The following is a 19,672-nucleotide window of genomic DNA, read 5'->3' as shown; positions in this document are numbered from 1 at the left end:
CGCATCGCTTTTTCTGTTTCATATAATCAACCCATTTACTTTCGTTCAAGCATTTTGGTGTTGCGTTCAAAAACACGCTGTAAATAAAAACCATACAACGCTAATTCTTCATCGTAGAAGGACTGTGGACGTACTTCCTCGGCCCAATAATTAAGTAGTTGTTGTAGACGAATAACAACCGCTTCTACAGTTAAATTTGGGTCTACAAGCTCTGATAGCGAAGCCATCACTTCGGGCATGATTTGAGGGTAAGTGAATTTTGTTTCCTCTTGTTGTAAGCTATGTTCATAAAAATCACGGATAAGGGCCGCACGTTGCGAGCCACTTCCCTCAATACATAAATAAATTTGCACTGCCACCCCTTGTCGTAAGCGTCTTTGTGAAATGCCAGCAAATTTTTTCCCTTCAATACTTAAATCATAAGAACCTGGGCAATAAGAACCCACAATTTCATAAGCCTCAATTTTTTCTGCTACCTCTGGGAACAATCCCTTCACAAGTTCAACCATCACATCATAGCCATCGTTTATACTGAGTGACTCTTTTTGTTCAGACAATACAATGGAAATATTGAGAATTCCCTCATCTAGCACAACCGCTAATCCACCAGAATTACGAACAATAGGATGATAGCCTCTAGATTCTAGTAATTCCATACCTTGCTGAACATAAGGTAAACGGTGGTCTTGAATACCTAGTACAACAGATGCCTCATGCACCCATGTACGAATTGTTGGCGGAGACATCAATTGGCCAACTAATTGGCACAACGTATCGTCCGTCGCAAAAGATTCAAGCGGTGACCTTTGCTTCGCACTAATGGATTGATCATAATAACGCCAAATTGGCTGTTGTAAAATATGTTTCATATTGGTACTCCTCTAATTACATCTCTTCTCTTTAGAATACATTATCTTTAGTTGGTGTCAAATTCGTGAATAACTATCATGAACTTAGGGATTTTGTACAAACTATGATAAACTAATTTTTGAATGGTATTCACTTATAAAGGAGTGTTTTCAATAATGAATGAAGCAGCAATTACGTTAGATGGTTGGTACGCTTTACATGATTTCCGCTCAATCGACTGGGCATCTTGGAAACTTGTTTCTGCAGAGGAACGTCAAGCAGCAGTAGAGGAGTTTATTGCTTATTTAGAAAAACTGAACGAAGCAGACGTAGCTAAAACAGGTGCTCATGCTTTTTATGCAATCGTTGGTCAAAAAGCAGACTTTATGATTATGACATTGCGTGAAACGATGGATGAGTTACAAGAGCTTGAAGCGGAATTCAATAAATTAGCTATTGCAGATTTTACAATTCCTACATACTCTTATGTATCTGTTGTAGAGCTTTCAAACTATTTAGCTGGCGAATCAAATGAAGATCCTTACCAAAATCCACATGTACGTGCGCGTCTATATCCTGAACTTCCACGTGCTAAATATGTATGCTTCTATCCAATGGATAAACGCCGTCAAGGGAACGATAACTGGTATATGTTATCAATGGATGAGCGTAAATCATTAATGCGTTCTCACGGGATGATTGGTCGCGGCTATGCTGGTAAAGTAAAACAAATTATCACTGGCTCTGTAGGCTTCGATGATCACGAATGGGGCGTAACTTTATTTGCTGATGACGTACTACAATTCAAAAAACTAGTATACGAAATGCGCTTTGACGAAGTGTCGGCACGCTATGGCGAGTTCGGGGAATTCTTCGTCGGCAACCTACTTGATAAAGAAAAATTGGTTAAATTCCTAACTGTTTAATATCTAATTAAAAATGCGAGTCCATATTGGCGGACTCGCATTTTTAAATTTCGTTTTCTTCTGCATTTTCGGATTCGAAGATTAAAATAATAATGTGAATAAAAAATCCAGTTAGCATCATAAGAAAAACTAAATACCAATTATATGGTTGATGATAATATTCTGCTATTCCAACTGCCAGAAAAGCGCTGATGATGATCGCTACAAACATACTAAAAATACGCATGAAAACGCTCCTTCATAAAAGCAAAAATTAAGTCATTTTTAGTATGTCTCGGTATATTTTTAATATACTTGCAAGGTAAGAATAATTACGTCTCATTGAAATAGCAGCTAAAACAAGCATTCATCGCCTATTAAGGAAAAGTCATTTTTCCTGATGCTTTGCTTTCCAAACTAGAACATTTATACTCAATATAAAAAAGTGCCATCCTTCAGCGATGACACTTTCTTAACCCCAACACTTTCTTTTGTACACTTCATTAAGAGCTTTCATCCTTTACTTTTAAAATTAAGATTACCGTTTGAATAAAAAAGCCAATCACTATAATGACAATAAAGAGATACCAATGGAGTGGCTGTCCATAAAACTCCCCTAATAGAAAAGCCAGTACTGCACTTAATAGAATCCCAAACCAAACGCCAATTTCCATAAGCCATCACCTCACATGTATTAGATACACATGCAATTCATTGATCTCACGTTCCCCTAATTCTATTTTTTTCTATTTACCCTTTTTGATAAAAAAACTATCGGATCTTGCAGGGTTTCGAAGTAATTTCTACGTACTTGTCGTTATTACTACTATATGCATAGTAACTTTAATGTGTGAATGTCTTTCTTAACAAAATTGAACATGTCTACAATACCTTCATGCATATACTGTCTGCGAGGAGGTATGAAAATCGCTGTTATTAAGACGAATGATGCACAGACAGCCCTACTCGCAAGACTAATGCGTGCCGAAGCAGAAGGTGAAGGAGAATTAGGCATGCTGATGGTTGGGAATGTTGGCGTTAATCGTGTAAGAGGTGATTGTTTAGATTTTGGTGATATTCGAACAATTGAACAAATGGTTTATCAGCGTCCGGGAGGCTTTGAGGCAACACAAAAGGGTTATTTTTATCAACGAGCACGTGATCAAGATATTCGGTTAGCTAAAAGGGTGATTCAGGGTGAAAGATTTCATCCAGCTACCCGCTCTTTGTGGTTTTTCATGCCAGCAGGTGATTGTCCTGCCCAATGGTATGGCCAATGGAATACTGGCAGATTTAAATCCCATTGTTTTTTCTCGCCAACTGAACAAGATTGTCCTCAAATTTAAAAAGAAAGTAGGTTGATAATTGATGATGCCTTATTATTGGACACCAACAACGCAACAACAAATGACTCCTCCTCCAGTCACACTCCCGAGCGGACGACCACCAGGCCGTGAGGAGTCCTATATAGAAAATATTTTGCGTTTGAATCGTGGAAAACCAGCTACCTTCCATTTTTCTTTTGAGCACGCAGTAGAGCAGGGAAAAAACACAAAAACTGTTCGTGGTGTGGTAGAAGCTGCTGGTCGAGATCATGTCATTATTCGTGAGCTTAAGTCTAATCATCGTTTTCTTTTCCCTATGATTTATTTCGATTTTGCTGAGTATGATGAAGAAATGGCTTACTTTAATCAAAATCCATAATTCTATCTTCTAGAGTAAAAATCCGCAATACACTCACTGACCAAAAGTCGATGGGCGTATGCGGATTTTTATCATTCACTATGCTCAATTTTCTTTTAAATACGTTAAAGTTGCCTTACCTAAGGTTTTCGCTGCAATGAGCATTGCACGTTCATCAAAATCAAAGCGTGCATGATGATGCGGATAGGCCTTTTCCCATTCAGGCTTTTTAGCACCTGTGAAGAAAAATGTGCCAGGTACTTTTTCTAAATAATACGCAAAGTCTTCCCCAATCATAAACGGAGGACATGTTATTACTTGATCTACCCCTGGTACAGTCGACGCGATCTGTGCCACAAACTCGGTTTCGCTCTGATGGTTATAAACGGGTGGATAACCTCTTGTGTAACGATATTCGTAACTTGCCCCAAATGCCAGACAGGTCGCATTTAATACTGCTTCTAACTCTTGTTCCATTTGTGTGCGTACTTCTTCTTCAAAAGTACGAATTGTCCCCGCCAATACTACCCGATCAGCAATAACGTTAAACGGATTAATCGCCTCAAAATGACCGATTGTTAAAACAGCTGATTTCAATGGGTCAATACGTCTTGAGACAAGCTGTTGAGCATTGACGACGAATTGGGAGGAAAGGGTAACAGCATCAATGGAATGATGCGGCTCTGCGCCATGTCCACCTTTTCCTTGAACCGTTATTTCTACTTTATCCGCGGCAGCCATGATGGCTCCATCTTTCACTAAAATTTCTCCTAATGGTGTAGGTGCCCATAAATGCGTTCCAAAAATAACATCTACTCCTTCTAAACAACCATCCTCAATCATCGGCTTAGCTCCACCTGGTGCCACTTCCTCTGCATGCTGATGAATAAATACGACATTGCCTTCAATTTCGTCCCTCATCGCATTTAATGCCTTAGCTAGCCCAAGCAATGTAGCTGTATGTCCATCATGTCCACATGCATGCATTTTCCCAGCTATTTTAGATTTGTAAGGTACATCATTTTCTTCTTGTATCGCTAATGCATCAAAGTCCGCTCGCAATGCCACCGTTTTACCAGGCTTTTTGCCACGTAATATCGCTACGACACCGCGCCCTCCCACTCCTTCTCGAACCTCATGACCTAATTCTCTATGAAAAGTAGCTATATAGGATGGCGTTTCCACTTCTTCAAAGGACAATTCAGGGTATTCATGTAAATGGCGGCGAATCCCTACCATCTCATCATAGTTAGCATCTAGTAATGTAAATAGTTTTTCCATACTACATAACCTCACTTTTGGTATTTTCGAAATATTGCAAGTAATAGTAGTAGTGTACTATAAATTCTTACAAAATGGATAGGATTTAAATCCCTATCTTAAAATTATGACTGATCACAAAGAAAAACTCTCCTACAAATAATGTAAGAGAGTCAACTTAAAATTAACGTGCATGCTTGAGAGCAGTAAAAATAATAAGTAGCCATCCAGCTAAAAATAGTACACCACCGATTGGTGTAATAGCTCCCAATACTTTTATTCCACTTATCGCCAGAACATATAAGCTCCCCGAAAAGAAAACAATCCCAAGGTTAAAGAAAATACCTGCTAGATTTAATTGTTTCACTTCACCTAATAGTTTAGAGCTCATTAACAGACCGATAACTAATAATCCTGTAGCGTGAAACATTTGATATTGCACAGCCGTTTCCCAAATACCTCGACTATATTCATCTAAAACTTCCTTTAAAGCATGTGCACCAAATGCACCGAATGCTACTGCTAATAGGCCATGAAGAGCACCTGTCACGATAAATCTTTTCATTTTTCGTTACCCTGCCTTTAAAATGGATTAAAAATCAAAAATCGAATCGCCATTTGCTCCATCTTCTTCGATCTTTGCTGTATATAAAGAGGATGGTTTTGTCTCTGACACAAGCATCTGCGGTACGTGCTTATGGGGAGTGATAGATGGTGCATCACCTGAAGAATCTAACACCACATCACATAATGCTCGAATGGCTGTAAGCGCCTCACGAATTTGCTGATCATTTCCCGCATTTTTGGCGTTAGATAATTGTTTTTCAAGTTGCTGTATAACAGCTTGATAAGAAATCATTACATTCTCCCACTTTCTACTTTTGGTACGAATTTTAAACAATCTACACCCGATGATTGCTTCACAACAACGGATGGTATTTGCTTTGTTTTAAAGCCATAAGCTGAACATGCGCGTGGGGTTTGAGGGTCCCAGGTTACTTTAAAAAATTGACACTTAAAACAATTCACCTTCATCAATGTCCCTCACTTTCTTCTATATTAAATGTAACATGATTGCTAAAGCGTATAAAGCAAACGATTTGTGCCAATCTATTCTAAACACCAATCAATTGGCTGCTTGCCCCACTCTACTAATTGCTGATTAATCTTTGAATAAGGTTTACTGCCAAAGAATCCTCGATAAGCACTTAATGGACTTGGGTGTGGCGCTTCGAGTATGACATGAGGTGTTTTATATTTTCGGATTAATTGCTTTTTGCGTTGTGCTGGTTTACCCCACAATACAAAAATTAGTGGTTCTTCCCTTGCAGCTAATAGATCGATAACAGCATCGGTAAATTGCTCCCACCCTTGTTCTTTATGGGAATTCGCTTGTCCTGCTCGAACTGTAAGCACCGTATTTAATAGCATAACACCCTGTTCAGCCCACTTTGTTAGTGTTCCATTTTGAGGAATTGGACAGCCTAAATCATCCTGTAGCTCTTGCAACATGTTCCGTAAGCTAGGAGGATGTGGAATACCTGGTTTAACAGAAAAGCTTAGCCCATGAGCTTGATTAGGTCCATGATAAGGATCTTGTCCTAAAATAATAACTTTCACATCATGATATGCTGTTGTATAAAATGCGTTCATTACATCATTCATAGGTGGATAAATGGTTTGTGTCGAATATTCATTTGCGACAAATTGACGTAGTTTTTGATAGTAAGGTTTTTCTAATTCATCTTTGAGTACTTCTTGCCAATCATTCGGGAATACTTGTTTCATCGCTCTTTAAGCCCCTTTCTCTTCTTACAACGGTACAAAAAATTAACGATGAATTCAAGCATCAGTTGAAACTGACCATATAAAAATATAGTATTCTGGCTATTTTTATAGAATCAGAATCAGACTATACTAGATGGTAATTTTATAACTCTAGACAATAAAGGAGATCTTTAAAAATGACTCTAAAAAAAACATTAACAATTGCTGGTTCAGATACATCAGGCGGTGCAGGGATGCAAGCCGACCTTAAAACATTTCAGGAGCATGGTACATATGGTATGGTGGCATTAACAGTTGTCGTAACAATGGACCCGAATGGCTGGACACACAACGTCACACCTTTGCCAACTGATTTACTACAAAAACAAATTGACACAGCTCTTTCAACAGGAATTGATGCCATTAAAACAGGGATGCTCTCAACAGAGGAAATTATCCGTATTGCTGGAGAGGCTATCGCAAATTCAGGCACTACAAATGTTGTCATCGATCCTGTTATGGTATGCAAAGGGGACGATGAAGTACTGAATCCCGGTAATACAGATGCCATGATTCAGCATCTTTTACCACTAGCAACGGTAACAACACCAAACCTTTTTGAAGCTGGACAATTAGCTGGCATAGGTACACCTAAAAACATTGACGACATGAAGATGGCCGCTCGCAAAATCCATGAGCTAGGGGCTAAAGCTGTTGTCATTAAAGGTGGAAAGGCCCTAGCTACAGAAAAAGCAACAGACTTATTCTTTGATGGTGAAGCATTCTACTTATTAGAATCTGAAAAAGTTGCATCTACAAATAACCACGGTGCAGGCTGTACATTTGCTGCATCTGTAACAGCCAATCTTGCTAACGGTCTTACTATTAAAGATGCAGTCATTGAAGCAAAAGAGTTTGTATCTGCTGCTATTGCACATGGTTGGGCGTTAAATGATTATGTAGGACCTGTCATGCATGGAGCGAAATCTCGCTTCGGCGCTCCACACGTAACAGTAACAGAAATATAAAGATGAAAGGGATGTCTCAAAGTCATTTGAGACATCCCTCTTTTTACATATAATTCTCCATCATTTCTAGCCGATAATCCCATGGATCATTCATAGATATAAATTGCGCTAACGCTTTACTTTCCTTTTTACGTTCAGCACGTGCCTTCGCTCGTTCTGAAGCTGTTTGATGCAATTTTGTCTCTTCTACTGTTTCAGGAATTACTCGTGGGACCAGCGCTGGTTTATTATTTTCATCCAATGCCACAAATGTTAATAATGCAGTCGCTGCCACCTTTCTCTCTCCAGTTTTCAAGTTTTCAGAAATAACTTTGACAAAAACCTCCATAGAAGATCTTCCAGTCCATGTTACATAGGATTCGAAATAAACCGAATCTGTAGGGCGAATGGGATGTAGAAAATCAACAGAATCAGTTGAAGCTGTGACACAATCTTTCCTGCTGTGCTTTGCAGCCGAAATAGAAGCAACCTGATCAATATCGCTCATCAACCGTCCACCAAATAATGTATTATGATTATTCACATCGTTTGGAAACACACGACTTGTACGCATCACTCTTGATTCCTTACAATATTTAAAGTCCTTATTCACATCATTTCCCCCTCTAAACGTTTGTTTATTCCTACTATAATGCTATATTTAAATGGAAAAATCAATGTAATTATTAGAAAATTACAAACATTAAACAATCCGTTAATGATTAGCATCTATCAGATAAAGATTAAAATAGGACAAGATACGTTAATGCTTCCCACCCCATATATTAGCTGTATGGGAGGGGAAAAAATGAAAAAAAATAAGGTAGAGGACTTAACGGAAGAATCAGGTTTACTAGCTGGAGAAATCACCTCTTCAAAAGTTGAAGTAATTGCTTCCATCGTATTAACACTCGGTTACTCTTTATCCACCCTTGCCACAATATTAGCTCTGCAGGAGGAGGAAGAATTGGCACATGCCAAAAATAATGAAAAACAGGATCAAAATCTTTATATGAAGCAAATGTTTAAACAATTACAAAATGTTAATAATCGTTTAGATACAATAGAACGAAAGCTTAATCGCTACTAACAAATACATAGCCTACACTAATTTTTAATAAAAAACCGCGACTCTCCGTCATAAAAGAGAGTCGCGGTTTTTATTATACTATGATAATGAGCTTCATCATTCTTCCCTTTTTCACAGCTACCAATTTTAGCCTGTTCAAGGAACGTCATCTATTGTACCAAGATAGAATTCGTTATTTCTGAAATAATACTCCCTTCAACAATTGGAGCTGTCTACACACACGAATTAGGAAGAAATCATGGTTGCAATATCTTTTCAGATGTGAAAACGGATACAATACGAAACGACACATTTTGTACATATTTATTTCCACATTCCCTATATTGATACATTACAATAATTTTTTCAAGAATATTGCTTAGGAACTTGTCATAGATTTAGAGATGATGATTTATTTCCCTTGATGTTTCACACTCTCAAAAAATTCGAATCCCGTGGCGCAGTGGTATATAAATACAATCAATTTTTCATATCAAAGCAATCAATTTCCCTTTGCGAATTTTTTTTACTATACTTAAAGGAGAAATGATCGAGAGGAGTGTTAAGATGCAAGAAGTACAAGTAGAGACGTTGCAAACATTGCTGAATTCTTTCGCCAACAAAGACGTTTATATTCATCTTGAGACGACAAACGGATCTTACGCAGCACACTATGATGAACAGTTTTTTAATGCAGGTGCTTTTATTCGTAATGCTAAAATTAATTATGAACTTGCTAAGGTTGTAGATCATGCACCTCATCGTGTTGGTTTAAAATTACCTCATGGCTGGGTTTATGCTCAGGGCATTACACATTTCGAATTAGATGATTTAGGCCGTTTATTAATGGCTGGACTAGACTACTCTGGAAAATTGGCGATTGCACTTGAAATTAGTGAAACGCCATTTACTTACTAAGGGGGACGACTATTTGAATTTACAACCACAACGTCATATTTTAATTGTGTACCCTCACCCAGATGACGAGGCTTTTTCAGTTGCTGGGACCATCGCCTACTATACAAAGAAAATGAATACACCTGTTACATATGCCTGTTTAACATTAGGCGAAATGGGACGTAATTTAGGTAATCCACCCTTTGCAACGCGCGAGTCTTTACCTGAAATCCGCCGTAAGGAATTAGTTGCAGCAGCAGAGGCAATGGGTATTCAAGATTTACGTATGCTTGGTCTACGTGATAAAACAATTGAATTTGAAGATGATGAGAAGATGGTAAAGCTAATGGAAGGGCTAATCGAAGAACTAATGCCCTCTTTAATTTTCACTTTCTTACCTGGCTTTGCTGTCCACCCAGACCATGAAGCAACAGCACGTGCGGTAGTTGAAGCTGTACGTCGTATGCCAAAGGCTGCTCGTCCACAAGTATTCGGCTGTGCCTTCGCCAATGATACGATTGAAAAAAATGGAGAACCACATGTTGTTTACGATATTCGTGAAATGCGAATGGACAAATTAAAAGCATTACAAGCCCATGCATCTCAGACTGGTTGGATGATGCAGGAAACTGAAAAACGTATTGATGACGGCGAACCAATGAGTGAGAGCTGGCTAAATGTTGAAAAGTTCTATATTGTTGACCCAGATAAATATGTAAAATAAAAAAAGTACTGTTCTCATTTTTGGAGAACAGTACTTTTAATTAGGCAGCTCTTACTCTCTTCATCATATGCACAATGATTGTAATGGAAAAAGCAATCACTAAGAAAAGGAAGAATAAATAATGAGGTATATGGACATTGAAGACACTCACTAACATTTTTAAGCCGATGACACCTATAATAATGAAGGCCGTTGCTTCAAGCTCTGGAATTTTTTCGATAATGATTAAAAAAACACCTGCAATGGTCCTCATCATTAATATCCCTAACATCCCTCCTATTAAAAGTACCCAAACTTGATCTGATATCGCAAAGGCAGCGAAAATTGAGTCAATTGAAAAGGCAATATCCATTAGCTCAACCGAAATGACAGTTGCCCAAAACGTGCCAAAAAGACGTACCATCCACCCTGACCTCTTTACCTCTTTCACACTATCCTCATTCCCTATATGAAGGAAATGAGCTATACAAAGCCAGCCTAAATATAAAGCACCTAATACTTTAATAAACCAAAATTCTACGAGATAAACACCTATACCAATAAATAAAAATCTAAAAAAATAGGCACCTAACATACCATACATTAATGCCCGTTTTCGCTGTTTATCTGGTAAATGTTTCACTAGTACCGCTAATACCAATGCATTATCTGCTGACAGCAAACCTTCTATAATAATTAATGAGGATATTAGTCCCCAGGAGACAGGGTCCATTAATACTTCTTGCCACATCGCAAAATCAAAAAATTTCCAATATGTTGATAAAATTCCTTGAATGATTTCCACTACATACCCTCCTACTTGGCCTAAGCTAATCTAGTATATGCTTGACCATTTTTGTTATGAGAGTTGTATTTTTTAAGATTGATTCAACAGAGTTTGAATGATTTTCCTCACTTAAAATGCACTATTTGGAGGTCTCACACATCGCTTTTTTGACAAAAAAATAGGCTATATAAAGATAAAACGCTTACATCTTCAAATAGACACGGAAAATTTAGAATTTACTAAAAATTAATCACAAAAAGCAAATAAAGTGTGCTATCATAGATAAATGTTTTAAACGTATAACGGAGGATGAATACTATGGAAGTTGCTGATACTAGAACCGTGCAAGTGGAGAATGTCTTGATTGCACATCATTTTTTAAAAGATGTAGTTGTGCATACACCACTACAAAAAAACGACTATTTATCCGAGAAATACGGAGCTAATATTTATATTAAACGCGAAGATCTACAGCATGTACGCTCATTCAAGCTTCGTGGTGCCTATTATAAAATTAAAAAAATCGAGGATGAAGCACGCAATGCTGGAGTTGTCTGTGCAAGTGCAGGCAATCATGCACAAGGAGTAGCTTATGCCTGTGCCCAATTAAAAATTCAAGCAAGCATTTTTATGCCTCAAACAACGCCGAAGCAAAAAATAGACCAAGTGCGTATGTTTGGACGCGAATATGTAGAAATTATTTTGGCGGGAGATACATTCGATGATTCTGCTGAAAGCGCGTTAAGCTATTGTGAAGAGCATGGTAAGATTTTCATTCACCCATTTGATGATTTCGATGTCATTGCTGGTCAAGGGACGGTAGCCGTAGAAATTATGAATGATATGGAGGAGCCTATCGACTACGTATTCGGTAGTATTGGTGGTGGTGGCTTAATGTCAGGCGTGTCTGCCTACATTAAAAATCTCTCTCCTTCTAGCAAAATTATTGGTGTGGAACCCGCTGGTGCTGGTAGTATGAAGGCTGCCTTTGCTGAAGGTGGCGCAGTTGCCCTTGATTGGATTGATAAATTCGTGGATGGTGCTGCTGTAAAATGCGTCGGTCACCACACTTATGATGTTTGTCGTCGCTATTTAGATGATATAGTTCTTGTACCTGAAGGCAAAGTATGTACGACCATTCTAGATCTATATAATAAACACGCAATTATCGCTGAGCCAGCTGGAGCATTATCAGTGGCAGCTCTTGATTTTTATAAAGAAGAAATTAAAGGTAAGTCAGTTGTTGTCATCATCAGTGGCGGTAATAATGACATTGGACGGATGCAGGAGATTAAAGAAAAGTCACTTATTCATGAAGGCTTACTTTACTACTTTATCGTCAGCTTCCCTCAGCGTGCAGGAGCATTACGTCAATTCCTCACTAGCGTACTAGGACCAAACGATGACATTACTACCTTTGAATATACGAAGAAAAACAATAAAGAAAGTGGCCCTGCACTAGTCGGTATTGAGCTAGGTGATCGTGCTGAATATGAAGGACTACTTGCCCGAATGGATGAATTCGGCTTTAAATACAAGGAAGTAAACAACGACATTCAACTATTTGGCTTACTCGTTTAAAATGAAGAGTCTCACTTCACTGCAAGTGAGGCTTTTTTATGTTTATCTTTCATTTTATTACCCTAAAAAACGCCCATACTATTGTATGAGCGTTTCGTTATTAGCCTAATAGAGCACGGTCTGAATTCATTTTTTCACCACGAATACGTTCAAACTCAGCCATTAAATCAGGGATTGTTAATTCATGTTTGCGATCTTCACCAACTTCTAAAATGATTTGGCCTTTGTCCATCATAATAAGACGATTGCCTAAATCTAATGCTTGCTGCATATTGTGCGTTACCATTAATGTCGTTAAATTATCTTTTTCCACTAAATACTTCGTAATACGAGTAATTAACTCTGCACGTGATGGATCAAGTGCAGCCGTATGCTCATCCAGCAATAAAATAGATGGCTTTGTAAAGGTAGCCATTAAGAGCGACAAAGCTTGACGTTCCCCACCTGAAAGTAAGCCTACCTTAGCAGAAAGGCGATTCTCAAGATTTAGACCAAGCATCTCTAGTGATTCTTTAAAAAATTCCCGACGCTTTTTATCCACACCATTACGTAGCCCTCTATGCTTATTGCGAGAGTATGCTAGTGCTAGATTTTCTTCAATTGTCATCGTAGGCGCGGTTCCCGCCATTGGGTCCTGAAAGACACGACCAATGTATTGAGAGCGTTTATATTCAGGCAAACTTGTCACATTATTACCATCAATTAACACTGTCCCAAAATCGGGTGTTAAGGCACCTGAAATCATGTTCATCATCGTTGATTTACCTGCACCATTACTACCAATGATTGTCACAAAATCACCTGGCTTTAAATGTAGGTTTATCTCTGCAAGTGCAATCTTCTCATCTGGTGTTCCTTCATTAAATACCTTATTAATACCATGTAATTTAAGCAATGCCTTTTCCTCCCTTCTCTACTGTTTTTACTTACGAAAGTTCTGCAGCTCGTTTGGCTTTACGTTTACGTTCTTTATTCTTATTGATAAATTGCGGTAAGATCAGCGCCAAAATAACAATGATCGCCGTAATTAATTTCATGTCTCCTGAATCAAGGAAATCTACACGTAATGCTAATGCTAATATAATACGATAAATGATAGCTCCTGCAATGACTGCAAAAGTTGTACGGATAATAGTTTTTGTCCCAAAAATTGCTTCACCAATAATAACGGATGCGAGACCAATCACAATCATACCAATCCCCATGCTAACATCGGAGAATTTCGAGTATTGTGCGATTAAAGCTCCAGAAAATGCGACAAGTGCATTGGAAAGTCCTAGCCCCAAAATGATAAGTGTATCTGTATTTGCTGAGAAGCTGCGAATCATTCGTTTATTATCACCAGTTGCTCGGATAGCTAGCCCGACCTCTGTCTTTAAGAACCAGTCTGCTATTAACTTAATTAAAATCGTGATGATTAATACAACAATCAGCACACTCCATGTACCTGGTACATGCTGAAAGCCTATGCCTTTTAATAGGTTATTAAGAGCAGCATCGATCCCTAAATTGCTCCAAAAAGCTTGAAACTTCGAAAAGATGGTTTCAGAGTTTAATAGTGGAATATTCGGGCGACCTATCGTATTTTCTGCAGTTAACCCCATGATACGTAGATTAATCGAGTATAAAGCAATCATCATTAAAATCCCTGATAATAACGGATTAATCTTTCCCTTCGTGTGAAGAATTCCTGTCATACATCCAGCAATAAATCCAGCAACAATTGCCACTAAAGTCGCTAAGATTGGGTGGTAGCCAAGCAAAACCATTGTTGCTGCCGTTGCCGCCCCTGTTACAAAGCTTCCATCAACCGTTAAATCCGGAAAATCTAACACCCGAAATGTTAAATATACACCAAGTGCCATAATTGCATAGATGATTCCTTGCTCCACTGCGCCAAATAATGCTAAAAACATCGTTGAATCATCTCCTAAATCTCTTTATTATTTATATCGCTTGTAAAATGAAGATAAAGCGGGGATAGTTCTCCCCCGCTTCGTTTTACTGTTCTAGAATTTCGGCACCCCAAGAATCTTTAATTTCGATTCCTAAATCATCTGCAACTTTTTTATTGATTAATAGTTTCAGATTTTGTGGGTATTGTGCGGGTGTATCGGCAGGTGTAGCTTCACCTTTTAAAATTTTCACAGCCATTTGACCCGCTTCATAGCCGATATCGAAATATTCAAAACCATAAGCGGCTAAACCGCCACGTGCCACAGAATCCAGTTCTCCTACGATTAATGGCAGTTTATTCGTATTGGCAACATCAATTACCGATTCTAATGCAGAAACTACTGTGTTATCAGTAATAATATAGAAAGCATCTACCTTACCAATTAGAGATTCTGTCGCTTGTTTTACATCTGCGGAAGTGGATGCTGATGCTTCTACCACCGTTAAACCTTGTTCATCCATAACCTTTTTCACTTCTGAAACTTGTGCAACTGAGTTTTGCTCACCTGCATTGTAGACCATCCCTACCTTTTTCGCACCAAGTTCTTTTAGGAATGCTACTGTTTTAGAAATCGTTTCAGGATGTAAATCGATTGTGCCTGTAATATTTTTCCCTGGCTTTTCCATTGAGTCAATTAACTGTGCACCAACAGCATCTGTAACCGATGTAAAAATAATTGGAATATCACTTGTTGCTGTTGCAGCGGCTTGTGCAGAAGGTGTAGAGTTTGCAAAAATTAAATCTACGTTTGCACTTACTAGATTGTTAGCAATTGTTGTGTTAAGGCTATTATCCCCCTGTGCAATTTGTGGATCGTAGTCAACTTTTAAGCCTGCATCTTCAATTGCTTTTTTAAAGCCTTCCGTTGCTGCGTTTAACGATGGATGCTCCACAATTTGAGTAATCCCGATTTTATATGTTTTATCATCTGCATTTCCGCTCTCACTTGCATTGTTTGATTCATTTCCTTTTGAATCTGTTGTACCTGAGCCACTGCTACCACAAGCAGCAAGAAGCAACACTAATCCAAAAAGAAGGAATGACAACTTCTTTACATTGCTTTTCACAAATAATCCCCCCGATTATATTCTCGAATATCTATCGCACTTTATCCAAACAAAGTGTGAATGTATCGCTATATTATCGTTATTATCGAGCTCCGTCAACAACATTATGAATGTTCTGACTTTTAAAAGTGACAAAATATTTTAGTTTTTCATTTAATTTGGCGCTTTAAACCGCTAAACTACGCTGTTTTAGTTATTCGATTTCTTTTTTCAACATAGTAAAAAATATTTATGACAATTTTGCGACGATAGGACATTATAGACAAAGTCTGACATTTGACTTCTACTAGATATCTATAATAAAATATTTACTTGTGTGAAAGCACCGTGGTTCGTAACCATCCCACGAAAAAAAACTAAGGAGAAATGAATATGAAGATAAAATTTTTAGCAGCAAGTGGTATCATTGCGGCTCTCTATATAGCTGTAACCATGCTTGTTGCACCATTTGGTTTTACAGAGGTTCAGTTCCGAGTTTCTGAGATGTTTAACCATTTAGTGGCCTTTAATCCACGCTTTGCCGTAGGGATTATTATTGGAGTATTGATCTCTAACCTATTTTCACCACTTGGCATTTACGATTTAGTGTTTGGTGTAGGTCATTCAATGATTACACTCGGACTGTTTATTTTAATCTGCAAATTTGTCAAAAATATTTGGGCACGTTTAATTATTAATACATTGCTCTTTACATGTACTATGTTTATTATTGCCTTTGAGCTGAACTTGGCTTTAGAGCTACCATTCTTTTGGACTTGGCTAACAGTCGCTGCGGGTGAATTTGTTGTATTAGCTGTAGGTGCACCGATTATGTATGTATTAAACAAACGCCTTCACTTTAAAAGTTTGATTTAACTGACGGGTCTTTTTAGATTCGTCTTTTTTCTTGACACTATTCTGAAAATACTCTACAATTCTTTCTAATAAATGCAAGGAAGAAGAGTAGTAGCAAGCATTGTTACTTCAAGAGAGCTGGTGGTTGGTGCAAGCCAGTAGTACAAACTTGTGAATGGACTTCAGAGCAGCCTTATCAAATGTAAGGCCGTTTCGCTCCCCGTTACCGGAGCAGGAAAGCGCGCAAAAATTGCGAATGAAGGTGGCACCACGGTTACTCGTCCTTTTTATAAGGGATTGGAGTGGCTTTTTTTTTGGAAAAATTAGCATAGAGGAGTCGAGGAAAGATGAGTACAGTAGTAGAGAAAAAGGGATATTTCGGTGAATTTGGTGGAAGCTTTGTTCCAAAGGAGCTTCAAAATGTTTTAAATATACTAGATGAGAATTTTCAAAAGTATAAAGAAGATGATGACTTTAAACAAGAATTAGATTACTATTTCCGTGAATATGTCGGTCGTAAATCCCCTCTTTATTTTGCAGAAAATTTAACAAAGCAATTAGGTGGCGCAAAAATTTATTTAAAACGGGAAGACCTTAACCACACAGGCTCCCATAAAATCAATAATGTATTAGGACAAATTCTACTAGCCAAACGTATGGGCGCAAACCGTGTGATCGCAGAAACTGGTGCAGGTCAACATGGTGTAGCAACAGCTACAGCGTGTGCCATGTTTGGAATGGATTGCACGATTTATATGGGCTTGGAGGATACAAAACGTCAGGCATTGAACGTATTTCGCATGGAACTTCTCGGCGCAAAAGTTGTAGCGGTTGATAAAGGGCAAGGCCGCTTAAAGGATGCAGTAGATGAAGCATTTGCTGACTTGGTAGAAAACTATGAAACAACATTCTATTTATTAGGTTCGGCAGTTGGACCACATCCCTTCCCATCAATGGTTAAACATTTTCAATCAGTGATTAGCCGCGAAAGTCGTGAACAGATTTTAGAAAAGGAAGGAAAGCTGCCAACAGCTGTTCTTGCCTGTGTAGGAGGCGGTAGTAATGCAATTGGGGCATTTGCTGACTATATTGCAGACGAAGATGTTCGTCTGATTGGAATAGAGCCGGATCAAGCTGCTACCTTAAACGAAGGAACACCAGGAGAGCTACACGGCTTCAAATGTTTAGTTCTTCAGGACGCAGAAGGTAATCCACTTCCTACCTATTCAATAGCAGCTGGTTTAGATTATCCAGGTGCTGGGCCTGAGCATAGCCATTTGAAAACAATTGGCCGTGCTGAGTATGTGACCGTGACAAATGAAGAAGTTTTAGAAGCCTTCCAAGTACTTTCTAAGGTAGAAGGTATTATTCCTGCTCTTGAAAGCTCACATGCAGTTGCCCATGCTCTAAAATTAGCACCAACTTTATCACCTGAGGAAAGCATTATTATTAATATCTCTGGTCGTGGCGATAAAGACGTTGAACAAGTTTTCCACATGTTAGCTAAATAATAAAAAAAGAGCGACTTCCATTTATGGAAATCGCTCTTTCACCTATACCAATGATTTAGGATAAATTTCAGCTACATTATCTCGCAGCTTCGCTTTCAGGAATTTCCCGACAGATGTCTTTGGAATTTCTTCTAGAAATACGACTGCATCTGGTACCCACCACTTGGCAAATTGATTTTCTAAAAAGGCAAGAAGCTCTTGTTCAGTTACTGATTGTCCCTCTTTCAATACAACACAAGCTAATGGACGCTCCTGCCATTTAGCATGAGGCATGGCAATGACAGCTGCTTCAAAAACTGCATCATGCGTCATTAGTGCATTTTCCAAATCAACAGAGGAAATCCATTCCCCACCTGATTTTATAAGATCCTTTGTACGGTCCGTGATTTTAATAAAGCCATCCTCTGTTCGTACTGCAATATCACCAGTATATAACCAACCATCTCGATAGGCATCTGCTGTTCGTTCATCACGATAGTATTCGTCGGAAATCCATGGGCCTTTTAAACGTAATTCCCCCATCGTTTCGCCATCCCAAGGAACCTCACCCGCCTCATTAATAATACTAGATTCGATACCTGCCATTGTCATCCCTTGCATCGCTCGAGCTTCAATACGTTTTTCAATCGGCCAATCATCCATCCACGACATATAATTGGACAATGCCACGATTGGTGTAGTTTCCGTCATGCCGTAGACAACAATATAAGGTATTCCGTATTTTTCCTCAAATGTCCGAATGAGTCGAGTTGGTGAAGCCGATCCACCACAGCAGATCGCTCTTAAAGAACTAATATCTCGTTCTTTCTTTTCCTGCTCCTGTAAGGCGCCTATCCAAATGGTTGGTACACCAGCAGTTAATGTAACCTTTTCTTGTTCGATTAAATCCATTATTAATGCTGATGTAAATTGTGGACCTGGCAAAACTTGTGTAGCACCAACATTAACACTAGCAAAAGGTAAGCCCCATGCATTTGCATGAAACATTGGTACAATTGGCATCACAACATCTCTTTCCGCAATTCCCATAGAGTCAGACATACTCAGCATGATACTGTGTAATACTAGACCCCGATGGGAATAGACAACTCCCTTTGGATTCCCTGTCGTGGCACTTGTATAGCACATACCGGCAGGTGCTTCTTCGTCAATATCCTCTGGAAATTGAAATTCTTCATCAGCAGTAGCTAATAAGTCCTCATAGGATAAAACATTTTGTAGTGTAGTCTTGGGTAAAGCTGGTTCATCCGTCATAATAATATAGTGTTTCACTGTCTTAAGTTTTGGCGCAATATTTTCAATGATCGGTAATAAATCAACATCGACCATTAAAATCTCATCTTCTGCATGATTAATAATATAGATCAAATGCTCTTCTGATAAACGAATATTTACCATGTGTAAGATTGCCCCTGAGCAAGGTACAGCAAAGTAGGCTTCTAAATGCCGATGCTGGTTCCACGCAAAGGAGCCGACTTTTGTTCCTCTTGTCATCCCAAGCTTCGTAAGGGCATCTGCTAAACAACGCGTTCTTTTCGCCCACTGTCCATATGTTAAACGGTGTATTTTGTGTGGGCTTGTCCGTGAAATAATTGATTTTCTTGCAAAATAGCTCTCTGCTCGTTTGAAAAAACTAGTTAAAACTAATGGTGCTTGCATCATAAAACACATCATCCCTTCATTTGTGAATTTCCCCTTGTGAAATCTTCATAGCATCAATTTAACTGAATACTATTAATATTCCGAATATTATTATATTTTAATTTCATAATTTAATCTATATATTCCAATAATT

At 38.4% G+C, this 19,672-nt stretch carries 24 protein-coding genes, 1 riboswitch and 1 other annotated feature; of the genes, 10 read left to right on the top strand and 14 right to left on the bottom strand.

What is annotated here, in order from left to right:
- Window positions 1–35: 35 nt before the first annotated feature.
- Entirely contained in the window at window positions 36–869 is an 834-nt protein-coding gene (lipL, locus tag CD31_RS13145; protein ID WP_036078206.1) for an octanoyl-[GcvH]:protein N-octanoyltransferase, read from the bottom strand.
- 156 nt (window positions 870–1,025) lie between these two features.
- Between lipL and hemQ the strand changes: the two genes are divergently transcribed.
- On the top strand, window positions 1,026–1,775 hold the full coding sequence (gene hemQ / locus CD31_RS13140) for a hydrogen peroxide-dependent heme synthase (protein WP_036078203.1): 750 nt from the start codon (window positions 1,026–1,028) through the stop codon (window positions 1,773–1,775).
- A gap of 43 nt (window positions 1,776–1,818) precedes the next feature.
- On the opposite strand, the gene CD31_RS13135 is transcribed toward hemQ, so the two are convergent.
- Both CD31_RS13135 and CD31_RS23535 read right to left on the bottom strand, forming a co-directional pair.
- A complete protein-coding gene (locus CD31_RS13135; RefSeq protein WP_016993376.1) occupies window positions 1,819–2,001 on the bottom strand; it encodes a hypothetical protein in 183 nt (60 codons plus the stop codon).
- Between the two features lie 256 nt (window positions 2,002–2,257).
- Window positions 2,258–2,428, bottom strand: coding sequence for a hypothetical protein (locus CD31_RS23535; RefSeq protein WP_016993377.1), 171 nt, complete (start codon window positions 2,426–2,428; stop codon window positions 2,258–2,260).
- 246 nt (window positions 2,429–2,674) lie between these two features.
- Between CD31_RS23535 and CD31_RS13125 the strand changes: the two genes are divergently transcribed.
- Entirely contained in the window at window positions 2,675–3,100 is a 426-nt protein-coding gene (locus tag CD31_RS13125; protein WP_004227631.1) for a cell wall hydrolase, read from the top strand.
- A gap of 22 nt (window positions 3,101–3,122) precedes the next feature.
- Window positions 3,123–3,458 (top strand): spore coat protein GerQ, encoded by a 336-nt coding sequence (gerQ, locus tag CD31_RS13120; protein WP_004227629.1) that lies wholly within the window; start codon window positions 3,123–3,125, stop codon window positions 3,456–3,458.
- Window positions 3,459–3,542: 84 nt separating this feature from the next.
- On the opposite strand, the gene CD31_RS13115 is transcribed toward gerQ, so the two are convergent.
- The 5 genes from CD31_RS13115 to CD31_RS13095 all read right to left on the bottom strand — a co-directional run bounded on the left by CD31_RS13115 (window position 3,543) and on the right by CD31_RS13095 (window position 6,485).
- A complete protein-coding gene (locus tag CD31_RS13115; RefSeq protein WP_036078200.1) occupies window positions 3,543–4,718 on the bottom strand; it encodes a M20 family metallopeptidase in 1,176 nt (391 codons plus the stop codon).
- 163 nt (window positions 4,719–4,881) lie between these two features.
- Window positions 4,882–5,262, bottom strand: a complete 381-nt coding sequence (locus CD31_RS13110) for a DUF423 domain-containing protein (protein WP_016993379.1) — start codon at window positions 5,260–5,262, stop codon at window positions 4,882–4,884.
- A 27-nt stretch (window positions 5,263–5,289) separates the two neighbouring features.
- Window positions 5,290–5,556 carry a YwdI family protein gene (locus CD31_RS13105; protein WP_016993380.1) on the bottom strand — a complete coding sequence of 89 codons (267 nt, stop codon included), beginning with the start codon at window positions 5,554–5,556 and terminating at the stop codon, window positions 5,290–5,292.
- Window positions 5,556–5,732, bottom strand: coding sequence for a hypothetical protein (locus tag CD31_RS23845; RefSeq protein WP_016993381.1), 177 nt, complete (start codon window positions 5,730–5,732; stop codon window positions 5,556–5,558). Before CD31_RS23845 ends, CD31_RS13105 begins: the two co-directional genes overlap by 1 nt.
- A gap of 75 nt (window positions 5,733–5,807) precedes the next feature.
- Window positions 5,808–6,485, bottom strand: coding sequence for a uracil-DNA glycosylase (locus tag CD31_RS13095; protein WP_016993382.1), 678 nt, complete (start codon window positions 6,483–6,485; stop codon window positions 5,808–5,810).
- A 176-nt stretch (window positions 6,486–6,661) separates the two neighbouring features.
- Here CD31_RS13095 and thiD point away from each other — a divergent pair, with 176 nt between their 5' ends.
- Window positions 6,662–7,492, top strand: coding sequence for a bifunctional hydroxymethylpyrimidine kinase/phosphomethylpyrimidine kinase (thiD, locus tag CD31_RS13090; RefSeq protein ID WP_036078198.1), 831 nt, complete (start codon window positions 6,662–6,664; stop codon window positions 7,490–7,492).
- Window positions 7,493–7,535: 43 nt separating this feature from the next.
- Here the strand turns inward: thiD and CD31_RS13085 are convergent, their stop codons facing one another.
- Window positions 7,536–8,084 (bottom strand): acyl-CoA thioesterase, encoded by a 549-nt coding sequence (locus tag CD31_RS13085; RefSeq protein ID WP_036078196.1) that lies wholly within the window; start codon window positions 8,082–8,084, stop codon window positions 7,536–7,538.
- Window positions 8,085–8,279: 195 nt separating this feature from the next.
- On the opposite strand from CD31_RS13085, the gene CD31_RS13080 reads away from it, so the two are divergent.
- The 3 genes from CD31_RS13080 (at window position 8,280) to bshB2 (ending at window position 10,161) form a co-directional block, all read left to right on the top strand.
- A complete protein-coding gene (locus CD31_RS13080) occupies window positions 8,280–8,561 on the top strand; it encodes a hypothetical protein (RefSeq protein WP_016993385.1) in 282 nt (93 codons plus the stop codon).
- A 546-nt stretch (window positions 8,562–9,107) separates the two neighbouring features.
- On the top strand, window positions 9,108–9,458 hold the full coding sequence (locus CD31_RS13075) for a YojF family protein (RefSeq protein WP_016993386.1): 351 nt from the start codon (window positions 9,108–9,110) through the stop codon (window positions 9,456–9,458).
- Window positions 9,459–9,471: 13 nt separating this feature from the next.
- On the top strand, window positions 9,472–10,161 hold the full coding sequence (gene bshB2, locus CD31_RS13070; protein WP_016993387.1) for a bacillithiol biosynthesis deacetylase BshB2: 690 nt from the start codon (window positions 9,472–9,474) through the stop codon (window positions 10,159–10,161).
- A 40-nt stretch (window positions 10,162–10,201) separates the two neighbouring features.
- Here bshB2 and CD31_RS13065 read toward each other — a convergent pair whose 3' ends face one another.
- Window positions 10,202–10,945, bottom strand: a complete 744-nt coding sequence (locus CD31_RS13065) for a TerC family protein (RefSeq protein ID WP_016993388.1) — start codon at window positions 10,943–10,945, stop codon at window positions 10,202–10,204.
- A 300-nt stretch (window positions 10,946–11,245) separates the two neighbouring features.
- Here CD31_RS13065 and ilvA point away from each other — a divergent pair, with 300 nt between their 5' ends.
- Window positions 11,246–12,508, top strand: coding sequence for a threonine ammonia-lyase IlvA (gene ilvA / locus CD31_RS13060; protein WP_036078191.1), 1,263 nt, complete (start codon window positions 11,246–11,248; stop codon window positions 12,506–12,508).
- A 100-nt stretch (window positions 12,509–12,608) separates the two neighbouring features.
- Here ilvA and CD31_RS13055 read toward each other — a convergent pair whose 3' ends face one another.
- From CD31_RS13055 to CD31_RS13045, 3 genes are all read right to left on the bottom strand, one after another.
- Complete coding sequence (locus CD31_RS13055; RefSeq protein ID WP_036078189.1) at window positions 12,609–13,403, bottom strand: ABC transporter ATP-binding protein; 795 nt, start codon at window positions 13,401–13,403, stop codon at window positions 12,609–12,611.
- Window positions 13,404–13,434: 31 nt separating this feature from the next.
- Window positions 13,435–14,424: an ABC transporter permease gene (locus CD31_RS13050; RefSeq protein ID WP_016993391.1), complete on the bottom strand. Its 990-nt coding sequence runs from the start codon at window positions 14,422–14,424 to the stop codon at window positions 13,435–13,437.
- 85 nt (window positions 14,425–14,509) lie between these two features.
- On the bottom strand, window positions 14,510–15,532 hold the full coding sequence (locus tag CD31_RS13045) for an ABC transporter substrate-binding protein (RefSeq protein ID WP_016993392.1): 1,023 nt from the start codon (window positions 15,530–15,532) through the stop codon (window positions 14,510–14,512).
- Window positions 15,533–15,853: 321 nt separating this feature from the next.
- Window positions 15,854–15,898: riboswitch (PreQ1 riboswitch) on the top strand.
- A gap of 6 nt (window positions 15,899–15,904) precedes the next feature.
- On the opposite strand from CD31_RS13045, the gene CD31_RS13040 reads away from it, so the two are divergent.
- Complete coding sequence (locus CD31_RS13040) at window positions 15,905–16,387, top strand: QueT transporter family protein (RefSeq protein ID WP_016993393.1); 483 nt, start codon at window positions 15,905–15,907, stop codon at window positions 16,385–16,387.
- Window positions 16,388–16,455: 68 nt separating this feature from the next.
- Window positions 16,456–16,655, top strand: a binding site (T-box leader).
- A 58-nt stretch (window positions 16,656–16,713) separates the two neighbouring features.
- Window positions 16,714–17,877 (top strand): tryptophan synthase subunit beta, encoded by a 1,164-nt coding sequence (gene trpB / locus CD31_RS13035; protein ID WP_016993395.1) that lies wholly within the window; start codon window positions 16,714–16,716, stop codon window positions 17,875–17,877.
- A 42-nt stretch (window positions 17,878–17,919) separates the two neighbouring features.
- Here trpB and CD31_RS13030 read toward each other — a convergent pair whose 3' ends face one another.
- Window positions 17,920–19,539 carry a long-chain fatty acid--CoA ligase gene (locus CD31_RS13030; RefSeq protein ID WP_036078187.1) on the bottom strand — a complete coding sequence of 540 codons (1,620 nt, stop codon included), beginning with the start codon at window positions 19,537–19,539 and terminating at the stop codon, window positions 17,920–17,922.
- Between the last annotated feature and the right edge of the window lie 133 nt (window positions 19,540–19,672).

This window comes from Lysinibacillus boronitolerans JCM 21713 = 10a = NBRC 103108, assembly GCF_000772935.1.
In the GTDB taxonomy this organism is placed as follows: Bacteria; Bacillota; Bacilli; order Bacillales_A; family Planococcaceae; genus Lysinibacillus; species Lysinibacillus boronitolerans.
Note: the sequence above shows the minus strand (reverse complement) of the source record. Positions and strands in the feature narration are given on the sequence as shown.

Coding starts and splice junctions, on each gene's coding strand:
- lipL (WP_036078206.1), bottom strand. CDS start 869: ATGAAACATATTTTACAACAGCCAATTTGGCGTTATTATGATCAATCC.
- hemQ (WP_036078203.1), top strand. CDS start 1,026: ATGAATGAAGCAGCAATTACGTTAGATGGTTGGTACGCTTTACATGAT.
- CD31_RS13135 (WP_016993376.1), bottom strand. CDS start 2,001: ATGCGTATTTTTAGTATGTTTGTAGCGATCATCATCAGCGCTTTTCTG.
- CD31_RS23535 (WP_016993377.1), bottom strand. CDS start 2,428: ATGGAAATTGGCGTTTGGTTTGGGATTCTATTAAGTGCAGTACTGGCT.
- CD31_RS13125 (WP_004227631.1), top strand. CDS start 2,675: ATGAAAATCGCTGTTATTAAGACGAATGATGCACAGACAGCCCTACTC.
- gerQ (WP_004227629.1), top strand. CDS start 3,123: ATGATGCCTTATTATTGGACACCAACAACGCAACAACAAATGACTCCT.
- CD31_RS13115 (WP_036078200.1), bottom strand. CDS start 4,718: ATGGAAAAACTATTTACATTACTAGATGCTAACTATGATGAGATGGTA.
- CD31_RS13110 (WP_016993379.1), bottom strand. CDS start 5,262: ATGAAAAGATTTATCGTGACAGGTGCTCTTCATGGCCTATTAGCAGTA.
- CD31_RS13105 (WP_016993380.1), bottom strand. CDS start 5,556: ATGATTTCTTATCAAGCTGTTATACAGCAACTTGAAAAACAATTATCT.
- CD31_RS23845 (WP_016993381.1), bottom strand. CDS start 5,732: ATGAAGGTGAATTGTTTTAAGTGTCAATTTTTTAAAGTAACCTGGGAC.
- CD31_RS13095 (WP_016993382.1), bottom strand. CDS start 6,485: ATGAAACAAGTATTCCCGAATGATTGGCAAGAAGTACTCAAAGATGAA.
- thiD (WP_036078198.1), top strand. CDS start 6,662: ATGACTCTAAAAAAAACATTAACAATTGCTGGTTCAGATACATCAGGC.
- CD31_RS13080 (WP_016993385.1), top strand. CDS start 8,280: ATGAAAAAAAATAAGGTAGAGGACTTAACGGAAGAATCAGGTTTACTA.
- CD31_RS13075 (WP_016993386.1), top strand. CDS start 9,108: ATGCAAGAAGTACAAGTAGAGACGTTGCAAACATTGCTGAATTCTTTC.
- ilvA (WP_036078191.1), top strand. CDS start 11,246: ATGGAAGTTGCTGATACTAGAACCGTGCAAGTGGAGAATGTCTTGATT.
- CD31_RS13050 (WP_016993391.1), bottom strand. CDS start 14,424: ATGTTTTTAGCATTATTTGGCGCAGTGGAGCAAGGAATCATCTATGCA.
- CD31_RS13040 (WP_016993393.1), top strand. CDS start 15,905: ATGAAGATAAAATTTTTAGCAGCAAGTGGTATCATTGCGGCTCTCTAT.
- trpB (WP_016993395.1), top strand. CDS start 16,714: ATGAGTACAGTAGTAGAGAAAAAGGGATATTTCGGTGAATTTGGTGGA.
- CD31_RS13030 (WP_036078187.1), bottom strand. CDS start 19,539: ATGATGCAAGCACCATTAGTTTTAACTAGTTTTTTCAAACGAGCAGAG.